General features: G+C 63.6%; 18 protein-coding genes. 13 read left to right on the top strand and 5 right to left on the bottom strand.

Going from position 1 to position 16,827, the window contains the following annotated elements:
- Positions 1-669, bottom strand: a complete 669-nt coding sequence (locus CRP40_RS18805) for a DNA-3-methyladenine glycosylase (RefSeq protein WP_027915266.1) — start codon at positions 667-669, stop codon at positions 1-3.
- Between the two features lie 246 nt (positions 670-915).
- On the opposite strand from CRP40_RS18805, the gene CRP40_RS18800 reads away from it, so the two are divergent.
- From CRP40_RS18800 to CRP40_RS18740, 13 genes are all read left to right on the top strand, one after another.
- Positions 916-2,187 carry a glutamate-5-semialdehyde dehydrogenase gene (locus CRP40_RS18800; protein ID WP_027915265.1) on the top strand — a complete coding sequence of 424 codons (1,272 nt, stop codon included), beginning with the start codon at positions 916-918 and terminating at the stop codon, positions 2,185-2,187.
- Position 2,188: 1 nt separating this feature from the next.
- Positions 2,189-2,848, top strand: a complete 660-nt coding sequence (gene nadD, locus CRP40_RS18795) for a nicotinate-nucleotide adenylyltransferase (protein ID WP_027915264.1) — start codon at positions 2,189-2,191, stop codon at positions 2,846-2,848.
- Positions 2,849-2,891: 43 nt separating this feature from the next.
- Positions 2,892-3,311, top strand: coding sequence for a ribosome silencing factor (rsfS, locus tag CRP40_RS18790; protein WP_027915263.1), 420 nt, complete (start codon positions 2,892-2,894; stop codon positions 3,309-3,311).
- A 10-nt stretch (positions 3,312-3,321) separates the two neighbouring features.
- On the top strand, positions 3,322-3,789 hold the full coding sequence (gene rlmH, locus CRP40_RS18785; protein WP_027915262.1) for a 23S rRNA (pseudouridine(1915)-N(3))-methyltransferase RlmH: 468 nt from the start codon (positions 3,322-3,324) through the stop codon (positions 3,787-3,789).
- Positions 3,790-3,805: 16 nt separating this feature from the next.
- Entirely contained in the window at positions 3,806-5,695 is a 1,890-nt protein-coding gene (gene mrdA / locus CRP40_RS18780; RefSeq protein WP_027915261.1) for a penicillin-binding protein 2, read from the top strand.
- Between the two features lie 38 nt (positions 5,696-5,733).
- Positions 5,734-6,837, top strand: coding sequence for a rod shape-determining protein RodA (rodA, locus tag CRP40_RS18775; protein WP_042139378.1), 1,104 nt, complete (start codon positions 5,734-5,736; stop codon positions 6,835-6,837).
- 17 nt (positions 6,838-6,854) lie between these two features.
- On the top strand, positions 6,855-7,865 hold the full coding sequence (gene mltB, locus CRP40_RS18770; protein WP_027915259.1) for a lytic murein transglycosylase B: 1,011 nt from the start codon (positions 6,855-6,857) through the stop codon (positions 7,863-7,865).
- A complete protein-coding gene (locus CRP40_RS18765; protein ID WP_027915258.1) occupies positions 7,865-8,872 on the top strand; it encodes a septal ring lytic transglycosylase RlpA family protein in 1,008 nt (335 codons plus the stop codon). Before mltB ends, CRP40_RS18765 begins: the two co-directional genes overlap by 1 nt.
- A gap of 266 nt (positions 8,873-9,138) precedes the next feature.
- Positions 9,139-10,299 carry a D-alanyl-D-alanine carboxypeptidase family protein gene (locus CRP40_RS18760; protein WP_023534573.1) on the top strand — a complete coding sequence of 387 codons (1,161 nt, stop codon included), beginning with the start codon at positions 9,139-9,141 and terminating at the stop codon, positions 10,297-10,299.
- A 72-nt stretch (positions 10,300-10,371) separates the two neighbouring features.
- Positions 10,372-10,647 carry a DUF493 domain-containing protein gene (locus CRP40_RS18755; protein ID WP_027915257.1) on the top strand — a complete coding sequence of 92 codons (276 nt, stop codon included), beginning with the start codon at positions 10,372-10,374 and terminating at the stop codon, positions 10,645-10,647.
- A complete protein-coding gene (lipB, locus tag CRP40_RS18750; RefSeq protein WP_027915256.1) occupies positions 10,647-11,294 on the top strand; it encodes a lipoyl(octanoyl) transferase LipB in 648 nt (215 codons plus the stop codon). Before CRP40_RS18755 ends, lipB begins: the two co-directional genes overlap by 1 nt.
- 2 nt (positions 11,295-11,296) lie before the next feature.
- On the top strand, positions 11,297-12,313 hold the full coding sequence (gene lipA, locus CRP40_RS18745) for a lipoyl synthase (protein WP_027915255.1): 1,017 nt from the start codon (positions 11,297-11,299) through the stop codon (positions 12,311-12,313).
- A gap of 108 nt (positions 12,314-12,421) precedes the next feature.
- Positions 12,422-13,360 (top strand): LD-carboxypeptidase, encoded by a 939-nt coding sequence (locus tag CRP40_RS18740; protein ID WP_027915254.1) that lies wholly within the window; start codon positions 12,422-12,424, stop codon positions 13,358-13,360.
- An 86-nt stretch (positions 13,361-13,446) separates the two neighbouring features.
- Here the strand turns inward: CRP40_RS18740 and CRP40_RS18735 are convergent, their stop codons facing one another.
- The 4 genes from CRP40_RS18735 to lptE form a co-directional block, all read right to left on the bottom strand.
- A complete protein-coding gene (locus CRP40_RS18735) occupies positions 13,447-14,757 on the bottom strand; it encodes a lytic murein transglycosylase (RefSeq protein ID WP_027915253.1) in 1,311 nt (436 codons plus the stop codon).
- Between the two features lie 60 nt (positions 14,758-14,817).
- Entirely contained in the window at positions 14,818-14,982 is a 165-nt protein-coding gene (gene arfA, locus CRP40_RS18730) for an alternative ribosome rescue factor ArfA (RefSeq protein ID WP_027915252.1), read from the bottom strand.
- Between the two features lie 159 nt (positions 14,983-15,141).
- Positions 15,142-16,179: a DNA polymerase III subunit delta gene (gene holA / locus CRP40_RS18725; RefSeq protein WP_023534580.1), complete on the bottom strand. Its 1,038-nt coding sequence runs from the start codon at positions 16,177-16,179 to the stop codon at positions 15,142-15,144.
- Positions 16,180-16,220: 41 nt separating this feature from the next.
- Positions 16,221-16,826: an LPS assembly lipoprotein LptE gene (lptE, locus tag CRP40_RS18720; protein WP_027915251.1), complete on the bottom strand. Its 606-nt coding sequence runs from the start codon at positions 16,824-16,826 to the stop codon at positions 16,221-16,223.
- Between the last annotated feature and the right edge of the window lies 1 nt (position 16,827).

The raw sequence follows: 16,827 nt of genomic DNA, 5'->3' as shown, positions 1-16,827 counted from the left end.
TCAGCTCTCTTGTTCGATGATGGAGAAGTCACGGCCTTCGACCTGGCCGCGCCGCAATGGGTTGCGTGTGCAGAACCGGGCGTATGCGGCGTCGACGAAGCGGTACGGCAGGTGCTCGTCACGCCCGTGGGGAATGCCCAGACGGGCTGCCTGGATCACCCGCGGCACCGGGTTGGCGCAGTCGTCCACATACAGCCGCTGCGGGTCGAAGCGCTGCGCATCCCAATGTGGCACCTTGAGGCCCAGCGCCCGGCACAACAGCGTCTGCCCCGCGCACAGGCGCTCGGCGGAGCGCAGGTTGCCGCTGGCGTCGGGGTTGTTCAGGTGCATCTGCGCCAGGCTGTCGGGCCCTGAGAGGGCGTCCTGCCACGGGTAGGCGGACTTGATGAGCACCGCATTGCCGGGGCCCTGGGCGCTGAAGTTCAGGGAGTCGCCGCCGCGGGCGTAGTACATATAGATGTGCCCGCCATCGAGAAACAGCGCCTTGCGCTTCTCGGTGTAGCCCAGCGACGCATGGCTACCCTTGTCGGTGAGGTAATAGGCCTCGGTCTCGATGATGCGGGCGGCAAGCCACAAGTTGCCCTGGCGGTGGCGAATGACCTTGCCCAGCAGGGCTTTGGCCAAGGTTTGGGCGTCGCGGTCGAAAAAGCTGTCTGGCAGTGCTGGCATGCAAGGGCTTCGCAGGCTAAAGGCATGAGGGTAACAGGCGCTACCTTAACCGAATCTGAAACCTTCGAACATGTGACGGCGCAGGGCAGAGATTTCCACAGAGTTCTGCTTCCTTATGGATAAGACCGGTTACATCTTTCCTACAGATTTGCCACAGCTTTTTCTACCATCCGCCACCCACCGCTGGGCGTACACCTGCGCGACAGTTATAATCAGCCGTTTCCCCACCGCCAAGACACCGAGCCCATGACTGAGTCCGTTCTTGACTACATGACCCGCCTGGGTCGCGCAGCCCGTGAAGCCTCCCGGGTAATCGGCCGTGCCAGCACCGCGCAGAAGAACCGTGCCCTGCACGCTGCCGCCGACGCGCTGGATGCAGGCCGTGACGCGCTGATCGCAGCCAACGAGCAGGACTTGGCCCATGGCCGTGCCTCTGGGCTGGAAGCCGCGTTGCTCGACCGCCTGGCCCTGACCCCGGCGCGCATCGACGGCATGATCACCGGCCTGCGGCAGGTCGCCAGCCTGCCGGACCCGGTCGGCGCCATTCGCGACATGAGCTACCGCCCATCGGGTATCCAGGTCGGCAAGATGCGCACGCCGCTGGGCGTCATCGGCATCATTTACGAATCACGCCCGAACGTCACCATCGACGCGGCCAGCCTGTGCCTGAAGTCAGGCAATGCCACGATTCTGCGCGGCGGCTCCGAAGCCATCCACTCCAACCGCGCGATTGCCGCCTGTATCCAGCGCGGCCTGGCGGCGGCGGGCTTGCCCGCCGCCGTGGTTCAGGTGGTGGAAACCACCGACCGCGAGGCGGTGGGCGCGCTGATCAGCATGCCCGAGTTCGTCGATGTCATCGTGCCGCGCGGTGGCCGGGGCCTGATCGAGCGCATCAGCCGCGACGCACGGGTACCGGTCATCAAGCACCTCGACGGTATCTGCCATGTCCATGTCAGCCAGCATGCCGACCTGGACAAGGCCTGGCGCGTGGCGTTCAACGCCAAGACCTACCGCTACGGCATCTGCGGGGCGATGGAAACGCTGCTGGTGGACCAGCTGGTCGCCGAGCGCTTCCTGCCCGAAATGGCGCGCCGTTTCCAGGAGAAAGGCGTTGAGCTGCGCGGTTGCGAGCGTACCTGTGCGCTGATCGACGCGCACGCGGCCAGCGAGGACGACTGGCACACCGAGTACCTCGATGCCGTACTGTCCATCCGTGTGGTGGACAGCCTGGATCAGGCCATCGAGCACATCAACCACTACGGTTCGCACCACACCGACTCGATCATCACCGAGCATCAGGGGGAGGCGCGCCAGTTCATGGCTGAAGTGGACTCGGCCTCCGTCATGCTCAACACCCCGACGTGCTTCGCCGACGGGTTCGAATATGGCCTGGGTGCCGAGATCGGCATTTCCACCGACAAGCTTCACGCCCGTGGCCCGGTCGGCCTCGAAGGCCTGACGTGCGAGAAATACGTGGTGATCGGCGACGGTCAACTGCGCGGCCAGGAGTCCTGCTGAGTTGAGTCAGGCCCAGGCAGTTCGCCGCGTCGGCATTCTTGGCGGCACCTTCGACCCGGTCCACATCGGCCACCTGCGCAGTGCGCTGGAAGTCGCCGAGTTCATGGCCCTGGACGAGCTGCGCCTGTTGCCCAATGCTCGCCCGCCGCACCGAGACACGCCGCAAGTGGCCGCGCACGATCGCCTGGCCATGGTGCAGGGCGCCGTCGCGGGCGTTGCAGGCCTGAGCGTGGACGCGCGTGAACTGGCACGGGACAAGCCGTCGTACACCATCGATACGTTGGAGTCGATCCGTGCCGAGCTTGCCGCTGACGACCAGTTGTTTCTGGTGCTGGGCTGGGACGCCTTCTGCGGACTGCCCGGCTGGCACCGCTGGGAAGAACTGCTGCAACACTGCCACATCCTGGTGCTGCAACGCCCGGATGCGGATGTAGACCCCCCCGACGAACTGCGCAACCTGCTGGCTGCCCGTTCGCAGAGCGATCCCACCGCCATGTCCGGCCCGGCGGGAAACATTTCGTTCGTCTGGCAGACACCGCTTGCGGTGTCGGCTACACAGATCCGACAGCTGCTGGCCAGCGGCAGGTCGGTGAGGTTCCTGGTGCCGGACGCCGTACTGGCCTACATCGAGGCGCACGAACTGTATCGTGCGCCCAACTGACGGTGCCCCTGGCACCTCATCCTACGAGTTGAACGAGTTTTATATGACCAAGCAGAAAATTTACGGCGACGAACTGGTCGCAGTGACCACGGCAGCGCTGGAAGACGTCAAGGCCCAGGATATCCAGGTCATCGACGTGCGTGACAAGCACAGCCTGACCGATTACATGATCATCGCCACCGGTACCTCCAACCGTCAGATCAACGCCATGGCCGAGAAGGTCCGCGAGGCAGTCAAGGCCAAGGGCGCCCAGCCTCTGGGTGAGGAAGGCAAGGGCGACAGCGACTGGGTGCTGCTGGACCTCAACGATGTCATCGTGCACATGATGACTGCGGCTGCACGCCAGTTCTACGACCTCGAACGCCTGTGGCAGGGCGCCGAGCAGAGCCGCGCCGCCGATGGCAAGCACCACAGCCCGGACCATGTCCACGAGTACTCCGACAAGCTCAAAGATCGCGAATAAGGAAAGCGCCGTGCGTCTGCGCCTGATCGCGGTTGGCTCGCGCATGCCGAAGTGGGTCGAGGAGGGCTGGCATGAGTATGTCAAGCGCCTGCCGGCCGAACTTTCGCTCGAGCTGGTGGAAATACCGCTGAACACCCGCGGCAAGAATGCCGACGTCGCCCGCCTGATTCGCCAGGAGGGCGAAGCCATGCTCAGCAAGGTGCAACCCGGGGAGCGCGTCGTAACCCTGGAGGTCCATGGCAAGCCGTGGAGCACCGAGCAACTGGCAGGTGAACTGGACCGCTGGCGCCTGGATGCGCGCACGGTGAATCTGATGGTGGGTGGGCCCGAAGGGCTTGCGCCGCAAGTGTGCGCCCGCGCCGATCAGCGCTGGTCCCTGTCGCCGCTGACCTTGCCGCACCCGCTGGTCAGGATACTCATCGGCGAGCAGGTCTACCGGGCCTGGACGGTGTTGTCCGGGCATCCCTACCACAAATGAGCCTGTAAGCAGCCCGATGTCGCAGCCGATCCGCCTCAAGGACCACGAAAAAGACGCCCGTCTGGTGCGCAACCGCGTCGTGGTCGGCGCCGTGGCGGTCATGCTGCTCATCTGCGTGCTGATTGCGCGGCTGTATTACCTGCAGATCATCCAGTACGACTACCACTCCACGCTGTCTGAGAACAACCGGGTGCATGTGCAGCCGATCCCGCCGACACGCGGGCTGATCTTCGACCGCAACGGGGTAGTGATCGCCGACAACCGGCCCAGCTTCAGCCTGTCCATGACCCGTGAGCGTGCGGGAGACTGGCAGCAAGTGCTGGACAGCATCGTCGAGATACTGGAACTCACTCCAGACGACCGCGCACTGTTCGAAAAGCGCATGCGCCAGGGACGCAGGCCGTTCGAGCCGGTACCCATCCTGTTCGAACTCAACGAGGAACAGATCGCCCGTGTGGCGGTGAACCAGTTCCGCTTGCCAGGGGTGGAGGTGGTCGCCCAACTGGTGCGTCACTATCCACAAGGGGCGCATTTCGCGCATTCGGTGGGCTACGTCGGGCGTATCAACGAGAAAGAGCTCAAAACCCTGGACCCTGTGAACTACAGCGGCACGCACCACATCGGCAAGACTGGTATCGAGCGGTTCTACGAGGCCACACTACACGGCCAGGTCGGCTACGAAGAAGTCGAGACCAACGCCCGCGGCCGTGTGCTCAGGGTGCTCAAGCGTACCGACCCCAAGCCTGGCAAGGACATCGTGCTGAGCCTGGACATCAGGTTGCAGGAAGCGGCCGAAGCCGCCCTGGCCGGGCGCCGTGGTGCGGTGGTGGCGCTCGACCCACGTACCGGCGAAGTGCTCGCCATGGTGAGCCAGCCCAGCTTCGACCCCAACCTGTTCGTCACCGGCATCAGCTTCAAGGCCTATGCCGAACTGCGTGATTCGATCGACAGGCCGCTGTTCAACCGCATCTTGCGCGGCCTTTATCCGCCCGGTTCGACGATCAAGCCAGCCGTGGCCATCGCCGGCCTGGACAGCGGCGCGGTGACCCCGAGCAGCCGTGTGTTCGACCCTGGGTACTACCAGCTGCCCAACTACGATCACAAATACCGTAACTGGAACCGCTCGGGTGACGGCTGGGTGGACCTGGACACCGCCATCATGCGCTCCAACGACACCTACTTCTACGACCTGGCCCACAAGATGGGCATCGACCGGTTGTCCAGCTACATGAACAAGTTCGGCATCGGTCAGCGGGTGTCGCTGGACATGTTCGAAGAGTCCGCAGGGTTGATGCCGTCGCGGGAGTGGAAGCGGGCTACGCGCCGGCAGGCCTGGTTCCCGGGCGAAACCCTGATCCTGGGTATCGGCCAGGGCTATATGCAGGCCACGCCTCTGCAACTGGCCCAGGCGACGGCGCTGATTGCCAACAAGGGTGTATGGAACCGGCCGCACCTGGCCAAGACCATCGAAGGGGAACCGCCGGTGGATGAAAACCCGATGCCGGACATCGTGCTGCGCGACAAGGCCGATTGGGCGCGTGTGACCCACGGCATGGAGCAGGTGATGCACGGCGCGCGCGGTACCGCCCGCAAGGCTGCCATCGGTGCCCAGTACCGCATCGCCGGCAAAAGTGGTACCGCACAGGTGGTGGCCATCAAGCAGGGCGAGAAGTACGACCGCAACAAACTTCAGGAACGTCACCGCGACCACGCCTTGTTCGTGGCCTTCGCACCGGCAGAAGACCCCAAGATCGTGGTGTCGGTCATGGTCGAGAACGGCGAGTCGGGCTCTGGGGTGGCTGCGCCTGTGGTGCGCCAGATCATGGATGCCTGGCTGCTGGACGAAAACGGCCGGCTCAAGCCTGAGCTTGCGCCGGTTACCGCTACTCAGGAGTCGCCGCTGTGATGAACAATTTCGATCGCATGCTCTCCAGCGAGGATGTGATGCGTCGGCGCGCCAGCTTCCTGCAGCGCATCCACGTCGATGGTCCCCTGCTGATCATCCTTCTGACCCTGGCCGCGGGCAGCCTGTTCGTGCTGTATTCGGCCAGCGGCAAGAACTGGGACCTGTTGCTCAAGCAGGCCACCTCGTTTGGCATCGGCCTGGTATCGATGTTCGTCATCGCCCAGCTCGAGCCACGGTTCATGGCGCGCTGGGTGCCACTGGCGTACCTGACCGGGGTATTGCTGCTGGTGGTGGTGGACGTCATGGGCCACAACGCCATGGGTGCAACGCGCTGGATCAACATACCCGGGGTGATTCGCTTCCAGCCCTCCGAGTTCATGAAGATCATCATGCCGGCGACCATCGCCTGGTACTTGTCCAAGCGCACCCTGCCGCCGCACCTCAAGCACGTGGCCATCAGCCTGGTACTGATTGGCGTGCCTTTCATTCTGATCGTGCGCCAGCCGGACCTGGGGACGGCGTTGCTGATTCTGGCCTCCGGTGCCTTCGTCCTGTTCATGGGCGGCCTGCGCTGGCGCTGGATTCTCAGCGTGCTGGCGGCAACGGTGCCCGTGGCGGTGGCCATGTGGTTTTTCGTGATGCACGACTACCAGAAGCAGCGGGTGCTGACCTTCCTCGACCCGGAGAGCGACCCGCTGGGCACGGGCTGGAACATCATCCAGTCCAAGGCGGCGATTGGGTCTGGCGGCGTATTTGGCAAGGGGTGGCTGCTGGGCACGCAGTCGCACCTGGACTTTCTGCCTGAAAGCCACACCGACTTCATCATCGCCGTGCTGGGCGAGGAGTTCGGCCTGGTGGGCATTTGCCTGTTGCTGATCGTGTACCTGCTGCTGATCGGGCGTGGCCTGATGATCACGGCGCAGGCACAGACATTGTTCGGCAAGCTGCTCGCTGGCAGCTTGACCATGACATTCTTCGTATACGTATTCGTCAATATCGGGATGGTAAGTGGCCTTCTGCCCGTCGTCGGCGTGCCCTTACCCTTCATTAGCTATGGCGGAACTTCATTGGTGACGCTGCTGTCAGCGTTTGGCGTTCTGATGTCGATCCACACGCATCGAAAGTGGATCGCACAGGTTTGAATAAGGTGAACAATTACATGCAAGCAGTGCGTAACTGGGCTACCCGTTGTGCGCCGTGGTTTGGTGCGGTGAGCCTGTTTGGCGCTGTACAGCTGGCCGAGGCCGGCGACTACGACAACTCGCCCCAGGTGGCCGAATTCGTTGGCCAGATGAGCCGCGACCATGGTTTTGCCCCAGAACAACTGATGGGCGTGTTCCGTGAAGTGCAGCGCAAGCAATCGATCCTCGATGCGATTTCGCGGCCAGCCGAACGGGTCAAACCCTGGAAGGAGTACCGCCCGATGTTCCTCACCGACGCGCGCATTGCGCGGGGCGTGGACTTCTGGCGCCAGCACGAAGCCGTGCTGGCGCGGGCCGAGCAGGAATATGGGGTGCCGGCACAATACATCGTGTCGATCATTGGCGTTGAAACCTTCTTCGGGCGCAACACGGGCAACTTCCGAGTGCTCGACGCGTTGTCCACCCTGGGCTTCGATTATCCCCCACGCGCCGAATTCTTCCGCAAGGAACTGCGTGAGTTCCTGCTGCTGGCCCGTGAAGAACAACTCGATCCCCTGACCCTCAAGGGCTCCTATGCCGGGGCCATGGGGCTGCCGCAGTTCATGCCCAGCAGCTTTCGCAACTACGCCGTGGACTTCGACGGTGATGGGCACATCAACATCTGGACCAACCCCGATGATGCCATCGGCAGCGTGGCGAACTACTTCAAGCGCCATGGCTGGATGGCCGGGCAGAGCGTGGTCAGCCGCGCCACCGTGCAGGGCGAGCGCGCCGATCAAGGCCTGACCACCGGTATCGAGCCGGCCAGCACGGTCGGGGAGTTGCGTGCCCTTGGCTGGTCGGTTCATGATTCGCTGCGCGATGATCTGCCCGTCACGGCCTTCCGCCTGGAGGGTGAGAACGGCCCCGAGTACTGGGTGGGCTTGAAGAATTTCTACGCGATCACTCGCTACAACCGCAGCGTGATGTATGCCATGGCGGTGCATCAGCTTGCGCAACAGCTGGTCCAAGCACGGGGCGTCAACTAATGCGCGCAATTTTCTCTACCACTTCCTTCAAGCTGGTCACCTGCGCCGCCATCGGCCTGGCGTTGGTCAGTTGCTCCTCCAGCCGCCCGGCGCCCAAGAGTTCCAGCGGCGCGAGCGTGGTGCGCAGCCAGCCCGGCCTGGACATCAACCGTGCCCACAAGGACGGTGCGCCGTGGTGGGATGTGGACGTCAACAAGATCCCCGATGCCACGCCCACCCTGCACACCGGCAACTACAAGGCCAACCCCTACACCGTCCTAGGCAAGACCTACTACCCGATGCAGGATGCGCGCAACTACCGCGCCGAGGGCACGGCGTCGTGGTATGGCACCAAGTTCCATGGTCAGAACACCGCCAACGGCGAGCTGTACGACCTGTACGGCATGAGTGCCGCGCACAAGACGCTGCCATTGCCCGCCTATGTAAAGGTGACCAACCTGGCCAACGGTCGCAGCGTCATCCTGCGGGTGAACGATCGCGGCCCGTTCTATTCCGATCGCATCATTGACCTGTCGTATGCGGCGGCGAAGAAGCTGGGCTACGCCGAGATCGGTACTGCCCATGTGCGCGTCGAAGGCATCGACCCCCAGCAATGGTGGGCTCAACGCGGCCAGACGCCGCCCATGGTGCTCAAGGAGCCCCAGGTGGCGCAGACCCAGGCGATCCCGGCCAGCTCCGGTCGGGTAGAGCAGTGGACGCCACCGCCGCAGCAGCATGCGGCGCCGGTGGTGCCGGTGCAGGTCGGTGGCAACAACGTGCCTGCCGGCACTGGCGGCAGCTTCCTGCAGGTCGGCGCATTCGCCAACCCCGATGCGGCCGAGCTGCTGCGCGCCAAGCTCAGCAGCATGGTCAGCGCACCGGTGTTCATCAGCTCGATCGTACGCAACCAGCAGACGCTGCATCGCGTACGCCTGGGGCCGATCAACAGCGAGGGTGAAGTCCAGCAGGCGCAGAACAGCATCCGCCTGGCGAACCTGGGGCAGGCCAAGTTGGTCACAGCTGACTGACCAGGCGTCCCGACAGGGTGACTGACCCCTCGCGCACGCTATGAACAGCCTGCGGGTGGGGTCCACCTATGGACAAGAGCGGTGCAAAGTGGCGGTTTTGTCATGAATTGACAGGCCCAGCCATGTACAATGCCGGTTTTGCCCGCAGCGGCACCCTGTCGCACGTTGCCGGGCCAGGCCCCAGGCCAATAACTAGACTGACCGGTGCTGGGCCGTGTGCTTGCCCAGAAAACATCTCCAGACCATTAGCGATTTTCGAGAGACGGATGAACATCACCAACCTTGCCAAACGACTTTGCTTGCCCGTATTGCTCCTGCTCACCCCGGTGGCCTTCGCGGCCGAGCAGATGACGCCCGCGCCGCCTCAACTGGCAGCCAAGTCCTACGTACTCATGGACGCGTCCAGCGGCAACGTGCTGGTCGAGAACAACGGTGACGAGCGTCTTCCGCCAGCCAGCCTGACCAAGCTGATGACCGCCTACATCGCCACGCTGGACATCCGCCGTGGCCAGATCGGCGAAAACGACCCGGTGACCGTCAGCGAAAACGCCTGGCGCACCGGCGGTTCGCGCATGTTCATCAAGGTGGGCAGCCAGGTGACCGTCAGCGACCTGCTGCACGGCATCATCATCCAGTCCGGCAACGACGCTTCCGTCGCCCTGTCCGAGCACATCGCCGGCAGCGAAGACGCTTTCGCCGACATGATGAACAAGACCGCTGCCGACCTGGGCATGACCAACAGTCACTTCATGAACCCCACTGGCCTGCCGAACCCGGAGCATTATTCCTCTGCTCACGACATGGCGATCCTGGCCCGTGCGATCATCAACGTCGACCCGGCTCACTACGCCATCTATTCGCAGAAAGAGTTCTTCTGGAACAACATCAAGCAGCCTAACCGCAACCTGCTGCTGTGGCGTGACAAGACCGTGGACGGTCTGAAGACCGGCCACACCGAAGAGGCTGGCTACTGCATGGTGGCATCGGCCGTACGTGACGGCCAGCGCCTGATCGCCGTGGTGTTCGGTACCAACAGCGAGCAGTCCCGCGCTGCCGAAACCCAGAAGCTGCTGACCTACGGCTTCCGCTTCTTCGAAACCCAGACCTTCTATCAGAAGGGCACCGAGCTGACCAAGGCTCCGGTCTGGAAAGGCGCCACCAGCGAAGTCAAGGCCGGCCTTGCCGAAGACCTGACCATGACCATGCCCAAGGGCCAGCTCAAGCGCCTGCAGGCTTCGATGACCATGAACCCGCAACTGACCGCCCCCATCGCCAAGGGTGACGTGATCGGCAAGGTTGAAGTCAAACTGGACGACAAAGTGGTTCACAGCGCCGACCTGATCGCCCTCGATGGCGTCGAGGAAGGTGGTTTCTTCCGCCGTATGTGGGATAGCATCCGTCTATTCTTCTACGGGTTGTTCAACTGACACGTGACCTGCACGCCCCCGCGTGATCGCGGGGGTGTTGTTGTTGCCACGGCTTGCGAGGCCGTTTCCGCCATGAGCGAACCAGACGTCAAGTCTCACAAAATCGAATTTCCCTGTGCCGATTACCCGATCAAGGTCATCGGTGACACCGGTGTCGGCTTCAAGGACACCGTGATCGAAGTGCTCAGCAAACACGCCAAGGTCGATCTTTCCACGCTGGCCGAACGCCAGAGCAAGGAAGGCAAGTACACCACTGTGCAATTGCACATCGTGGCCGAAAGCGAAAATCAGCTCCACGATATCAACAGCGCCCTGCGTGCCACCGGCATCGTGAAAATGGTGCTCTGATGCCCGGCTGCCTCGGTGTCCGCGAACTTGGCCTGCAGCCCTATGAACCGGTGCTCGAGGCCATGCGGCGTTTCACTGAGCAGCGCACTGCCGATACCCAGGATGAAGTCTGGCTGGTCGAACACCCGCCGGTCTTCACGCAAGGGCAGGCTGGCAAGGCCGAGCACCTGCTGGTGCCGGGCGATATTCCCGTGGTGCAGACCGACCGGGGTGGCCAGGTGACCTATCATGGGCCAGGCCAGCTGGTGGCCTATCTGCTGCTGGATGTACGCCGCCTGGGCTTCGGCGTACGCGACCTGGTCAGCCGCATCGAGCGCAGCCTGATCGCCCTGCTCGATGGCTACGCGGTGCAGGCCGCTGCCAAGCCCGATGCACCGGGTGTGTATGTAGACGGCGCGAAGATCGCTTCGCTCGGCCTGCGTATCCGCAACGGCCGCTCCTTTCATGGCCTAGCCTTGAACGTGGACATGGACCTGGCGCCCTTTTGCCGAATCAACCCCTGCGGTTATGCGGGGCTGGCGATGACCCAGCTGCGTGACCTGGCAGGCCCGATCGAACTCGACGAGGTCAGGACAAGGCTGCGCGAACAGCTGGTCAAGCACCTCGACTACGCAGAGCAGACGACCCTCACGGGCGGAATCGACTGAATATGACTACTGTGCAAGAAGCCGTGCCGAACCTGATCCCAACCCAGGACGCTACTGCGCGTTCCGCCCCCAAAAAGGTCGAAGCCGGGGTCAAGCTGCGAGGCGCCGACAAGGTCGCGCGCATCCCGGTCAAGATCATCCCCACCGACGAGCTGCCCAAGAAGCCTGACTGGATCCGCGTGCGTATCCCGGTCTCGCCCGAGGTAGACCGCATCAAGCAACTGCTGCGCAAGCACAAGCTGCACAGCGTCTGCGAAGAAGCCTCCTGCCCGAACCTGGGCGAGTGCTTCTCGGGCGGCACCGCCACCTTCATGATCATGGGCGACATCTGCACCCGGCGCTGCCCGTTCTGCGACGTGGGGCATGGCCGTCCCAAGCCGTTGGACCTGGACGAGCCGAAGAACCTTGCGGTGGCCATTGCCGACCTGCGCCTGAAGTACGTGGTCATCACCTCGGTTGACCGTGATGATCTGCGCGATGGCGGCGCCCAGCACTTTGCCGACTGCATCCGCGAAATCCGCGCCTTGTCGCCAGGCGTGCAGCTCGAAACCCTGGTTCCGGACTACCGGGGCCGTATGGACGTGGCGCTGGCGATCACGGCCCAGGAGCCGCCGGATGTGTTCAACCACAACCTTGAAACCGTGCCGCGCCTGTACAAGGCCGCTCGCCCGGGTTCGGACTACGACTGGTCGTTGGACCTGCTGCAGAAGTTCAAGCAGCTGGTACCGCATGTGCCCACCAAGTCCGGCCTGATGCTCGGGTTGGGCGAGACCGACGAAGAAGTGATCGAGGTCATGCACCGCATGCGCGAACACGACATCGACATGCTCACCCTGGGTCAATACTTGCAGCCATCGCGCAGCCACTTGCCAGTGCAGCGCTTCGTGCACCCCGACACCTTTGCCTGGTTCGCCGAGGAAGGCTATCGCATGGGCTTCAAGAACGTCGCTTCCGGCCCGCTGGTGCGCTCGTCCTACCACGCCGACCAGCAAGCGCACGAAGCCAAGATCAAGCTCTGATCTGACCGTGAATAGAGAAATGCCGATGCGCCGCAAGGCTGCATCGGCATTTTTTTTTCTGCCAGCCAACCCGTAAGCTGTCCGGGACAAGCCGTATGGAGTTGCCCGATGAAGTGCGTTGAACCTTCTGCCTTGCCACTGCGCAAGGCCATTGCGCCCGATGCCTGTTTTGCCGTGGTTGCCCCGGCAGGCCCCGCGCGTCTGGATGTGCACAAGGCGACCCGGTGGTTCGCCGAGCGCGGCTACCGCTGCCGGGTCTATCCGGGTGCGACCCAGGCCGAGGGCTACCTGGCAGGCGCCGACGCGCAGCGACTACAGGACCTGCACGACGCCTTCCGGGACCCGTCCATCGACGCGGTCCTGTGCATGCGTGGCGGCTACGGCAGTATGCGCCTGCTGGACAGGCTCGATTTCGAGCTGTTGCAAAACCACCCCAAGCCCTTGATCGGCTACAGCGATATCACCGCCTTGCATGCGGCGCTCTACCGCCATACAGGGATGATCAGCTTCCACGGGGCCATGCTCAACGCCGACCTGTTGGGGGGCAAGCAGGCACCGACCGAATCGTCGCTGGTGGCGCAGCTGAGCGGGCACCTGGCAGCCGGTGACCCGATCACACACCCGGCGCAGTTCCCCTTGAACACCGTCATCCCCGGCCTTGCCAGTGGCCCGCTGATGGGGGGGAACCTGTCGATGCTGGGTGCAACCCTGGGGACCTTGGCAGAGCTGGATACCCAGGGCTGCATCCTGTTCATCGAAGATGTGAACGAGCCGTTGTACCGGGTCGATCGTCTGCTGACGCAGTTACGGCTGGCCGGCAAGCTGGAAGGTATCAAGGGTGTGCTGGTAGGGGACTTCGCTGGCATTACCGCGTCGGCGCTGGCACCGCTGCTGCGCGACACGTTCGGCCCCTTGGGCGTACCAGTACTGGCCGGGTGGCGCAGTGGACACTGTGACCCCAATATCTGCCTGCCGCTGGGTGCCCGAGTGACGCTGGACAGCGAACGGCAGCGCCTGGTGCTTGAGCAGGCGCTGTTCCAGGCGTGAGCCTGGCGCCAAGGCCACCCCAGGCAGACGATTACCGTTGCTGGGGTAGCTGACCCGCACCATCGCCAGTAAGCGTAAGCCTACGGCTACCGTAGGCTCTCCAGGAGCTTGTGCGTCGGATAACCATCGGCTGGCCAGCCCAGGCCCTGCTGGGCGTTACGGATGGCCTTGCGGGTGTTGGCGCCAATGATCCCGTCGGCGTTACCCGCATCAAAACCCTTGGCATTGAGCAAGTTCTGCAACTCCATGCGCTCGCTGCGGCTCAGGGGCGTGTCGTCCTTGGGCCAGCTGCCAGCGATGAAGCCCCAGCCGGTGAAGCGATCGCTCAGGAGGCTGACGGCCAGCGCGTAGGCCGATGAGTTGTTGTACTTGAGAATGGCGCGGAAGTTGTCGAGAACCAGAAATGCTGGGCCTCGCGCACCAGCGGGCAGTAACAGGGCGGCTGGCAGCTCATTGCTACCGGCTGGCAACTGCGTACCGGCAGGCAGTGTCAGGCCCATGGCCAACCATTCGGCGATAGGCTTGCGCGAGGTCCCGTCAGCTTGCCAATAATCGAAGCCTGCCGGTACCTGCACCTCGAACCCCCAGGGTTGGCCACGCTTCCAGCCTGAGCTTTGCAGGTAATGTGCGGTGGAGGCCAAGGCATCGGGCGTGCTGTTCCAGATATCGCGGCGGCCATCGCCGTCGAAATCCACGGCATGGGTGTTGTAGGTGGTCGGAATGAATTGGGTCTGGCCCATGGCGCCGGCCCAGGAGCCGCGCATCGCGTCGGCTTGGATATCGCCGTGCTGGATGATCTGCAGGGCGGCAATCAGCTGGTCATGCGCAAACTGTGGACGTCGCCCTTCATAGGCCAGGGTGGCCAGGGAGCGGATCACTGACTTGCTGCCCTGGAACTGGCCGAAGTTGCTTTCCATGCCCCATACCGCGACCAGGATCTGGCGATCGACGCCATAGCGCTGTTCCAGACGGGTCAGCAGCTCGGCGTTCTGCTCCAGCAGCCTTTTGCCGTTGCGTACGCGCAGGGGCGACAAGGCACCTTCCAGGTATTCCCAGACTGGCCGGGTGAATTCTGGCTGGCTTCGGTCAGCCTTGATCACGTCCATGTCGGGGGTAACGTCGAGAAACGCCTTGTCGAAGACGTCGGGGGCAATGCCCGCTTGCAGGGCCTGCTGGCGGAAACCTGCTTGCCACTGGGCGAAGGTTTGGGACGGCTGGATATCTGGGTTGCTGTCTGGCGCCTTGCCAGGTGCATTTACGACGGGGGCCGGCTGCGCCTGGGCGAGGGGCAATGCATCGGCTGCCGTGGGTTTTTCCGCACAGGCAACGAGCAGGATGAAGCTGGAGGCCGCAACGAGCTGGCGGGTTTCCCAGCGAGGAAAAAGACGGTAGAGCATGCACAGGTCCAGGTCTGCAGGTCAGGTGATGACCATATCATGCCTGCGCTACGGATGCCTTCATGCCGCCAAAAAGTAAGAAGCCTCCCAATCTCTCGATTGGAAGGCTTCGCGGCGGTAGCTGCCCTTGCCTTTCTCCGGTCGTTCCTGACGGCAACGGAACAGGGGCTGGGCGACGATGGACTTGGCCTTGTTGTGGCCTTGCTTGTTCGGCTTTTTGCTCATGAAGGCGGTTCCTGTGTTCGGACATTGCAGGCTGCATTGTGCAGGGTTGGCCGGGGTCAGGCCAATTGATTGTTTATAGGGTGAGCGTGATCTGGCCGCTTCATGAGGTGGCGTGCCGGCGGTGGCCAACAAGCGCGTGCGCTACAGGCAGGGCACCGGTTATTGGGCAGGCAGCGCCAGGCGCTGGCCGGCCATCAGCAGCGCCAGGCGCGCCAGGCCCGTCCAGGGTGAACCCTGTGCCTGGCCCTTGATCTGGGCGTCGATACGCTGAGCGTCCTGCAGCAGCTGCGGCCAGCGTTGCGCAGGTAACCGCTGCAGGGCCTTGCTGACCAGGGGGCGGCGTTTGTCCCAGATGGGCGGGCGGGCCTGGCTGAAGGCCTTGTCCAGGGGAACGCCTTGACTGAACAGTTGGGCCAGGCCCGCCAGTTGCCGCAGTTCACGGGCCAGGGCCCACAGAATCACCGGCGGCTCCACCCCTTCGCCGCGCAGGCCTTCGAGCATGCGCAAGGCATGGGCGGCTTCACCCTTGAGAATGGCGTCGACCAGCCCGAAGACGTCAAAGCGCGCGCTGTCCGCCACCGCAGCCTGGACGGTTTCCAGGGTGATGACATTGCCCTCGGCCAGCAGCTTGAGCTTTTCGATTTCCTGCGCGGCAGCGAGCAAGTTGCCCTCCACGCGCGCAGCAATCAGGTCCACGGCATCACGCTGGGCGCTCAGGCCTGCCTGTTGCAGCCGCTGATTGATCCACTGAGGCAGCTGATGCGCGTCCACGGGCCATATCTGGATGAACTGGCAGTGATCACCCTCGACCAGTGCCTTGCCCCATTTGGTCTTCTGCGCGCTGGCATCGAGCTTTGGCAAGCTGATCAGCAGCAGCGTGTCTTCGGCAGGGCGGGCGCAGTATTCCAGCAATGCAGCAGCACCCTTGTCGCCCGGCTTGCCCGAGGGCAGGCGCAGTTCCAGCAGGCGTCGCTGGGCGAAGAGCGACAGGCTCGCACCCGCTTGCAGCAGGGTGCCCCAATCGAAGTTGGCATCGGCACTGAACACCTGGCGCTCGTCGAAGCCTTGCTGGCGGGCGGCGCTGCGGATCGCGTCGGCCGCTTCCTGGCACAGCAACGGATCATCGCCGCTGACCACGTAGACGGGCGCGAGCGAGCCTTGCAGGTGTTTGGTGAGTTGAGCGGGGGCGAGTTTCATGGCATTGGGGGGCAGGGCGCCTGGCGGCGCCCTGCACGGGCTCAGTTGCCCGGCACTTCCAGTGGCGACTGCTGAGGTGTCTCGGCCTGCTGGCGACGCGCAGCTTCAAGCGCATCCGCTTCGGCCTTGGCACGCTCATCGGCCTTGCGCTGCAGCTCATCGAGCTGGGCAGGGGTGAGGTTCTGCAGGCGCACGATCATGGCATTCACCAGGTCGCGGCGCATCTCGTCACGGGCGCGCTTGGCATCCTGCTCGGAACCGGTGATGTTCGAGGCGTCGCGCACATAGATCTTGCGCACTTCGACCTTGTCGCTGGTCAGCTCCAGGTTGTTCAGGCCCTGAATGCTATAGTCCAGCTCGGTGGTCAGCTCGAATTCTGCCGTGCGGTTGCCGCTGTTGTAGGTAACGGCGCGCTGGCGCTCCTGTTCGTTGGTCAGCACCAGGCGGTACGGTGCGCCTGCGTGAACGTTCACGCCGCTGCGCTCGAGCACTTCGCGCAGTTGAACCACGGTCGGGCCGTAGGCATTGCGCGCGCTGACGTCCATCTCCTTGACGCTCAGTTCGCTGGTGCCCGTGCCGCGCAGCTGGAACCCGCAGGCGCTGAGCATGACCGCCAGGCCGACTACCAGCAGATTGCGTTTGATCATG

It is taken from the genome of Pseudomonas sp. URMO17WK12:I9 (assembly GCF_900230165.1).
GTDB classification, from domain to species: Bacteria; Pseudomonadota; Gammaproteobacteria; order Pseudomonadales; family Pseudomonadaceae; genus Aquipseudomonas; species Aquipseudomonas fulva.
Note: the sequence above shows the minus strand (reverse complement) of the source record. Positions and strands in the feature narration are given on the sequence as shown.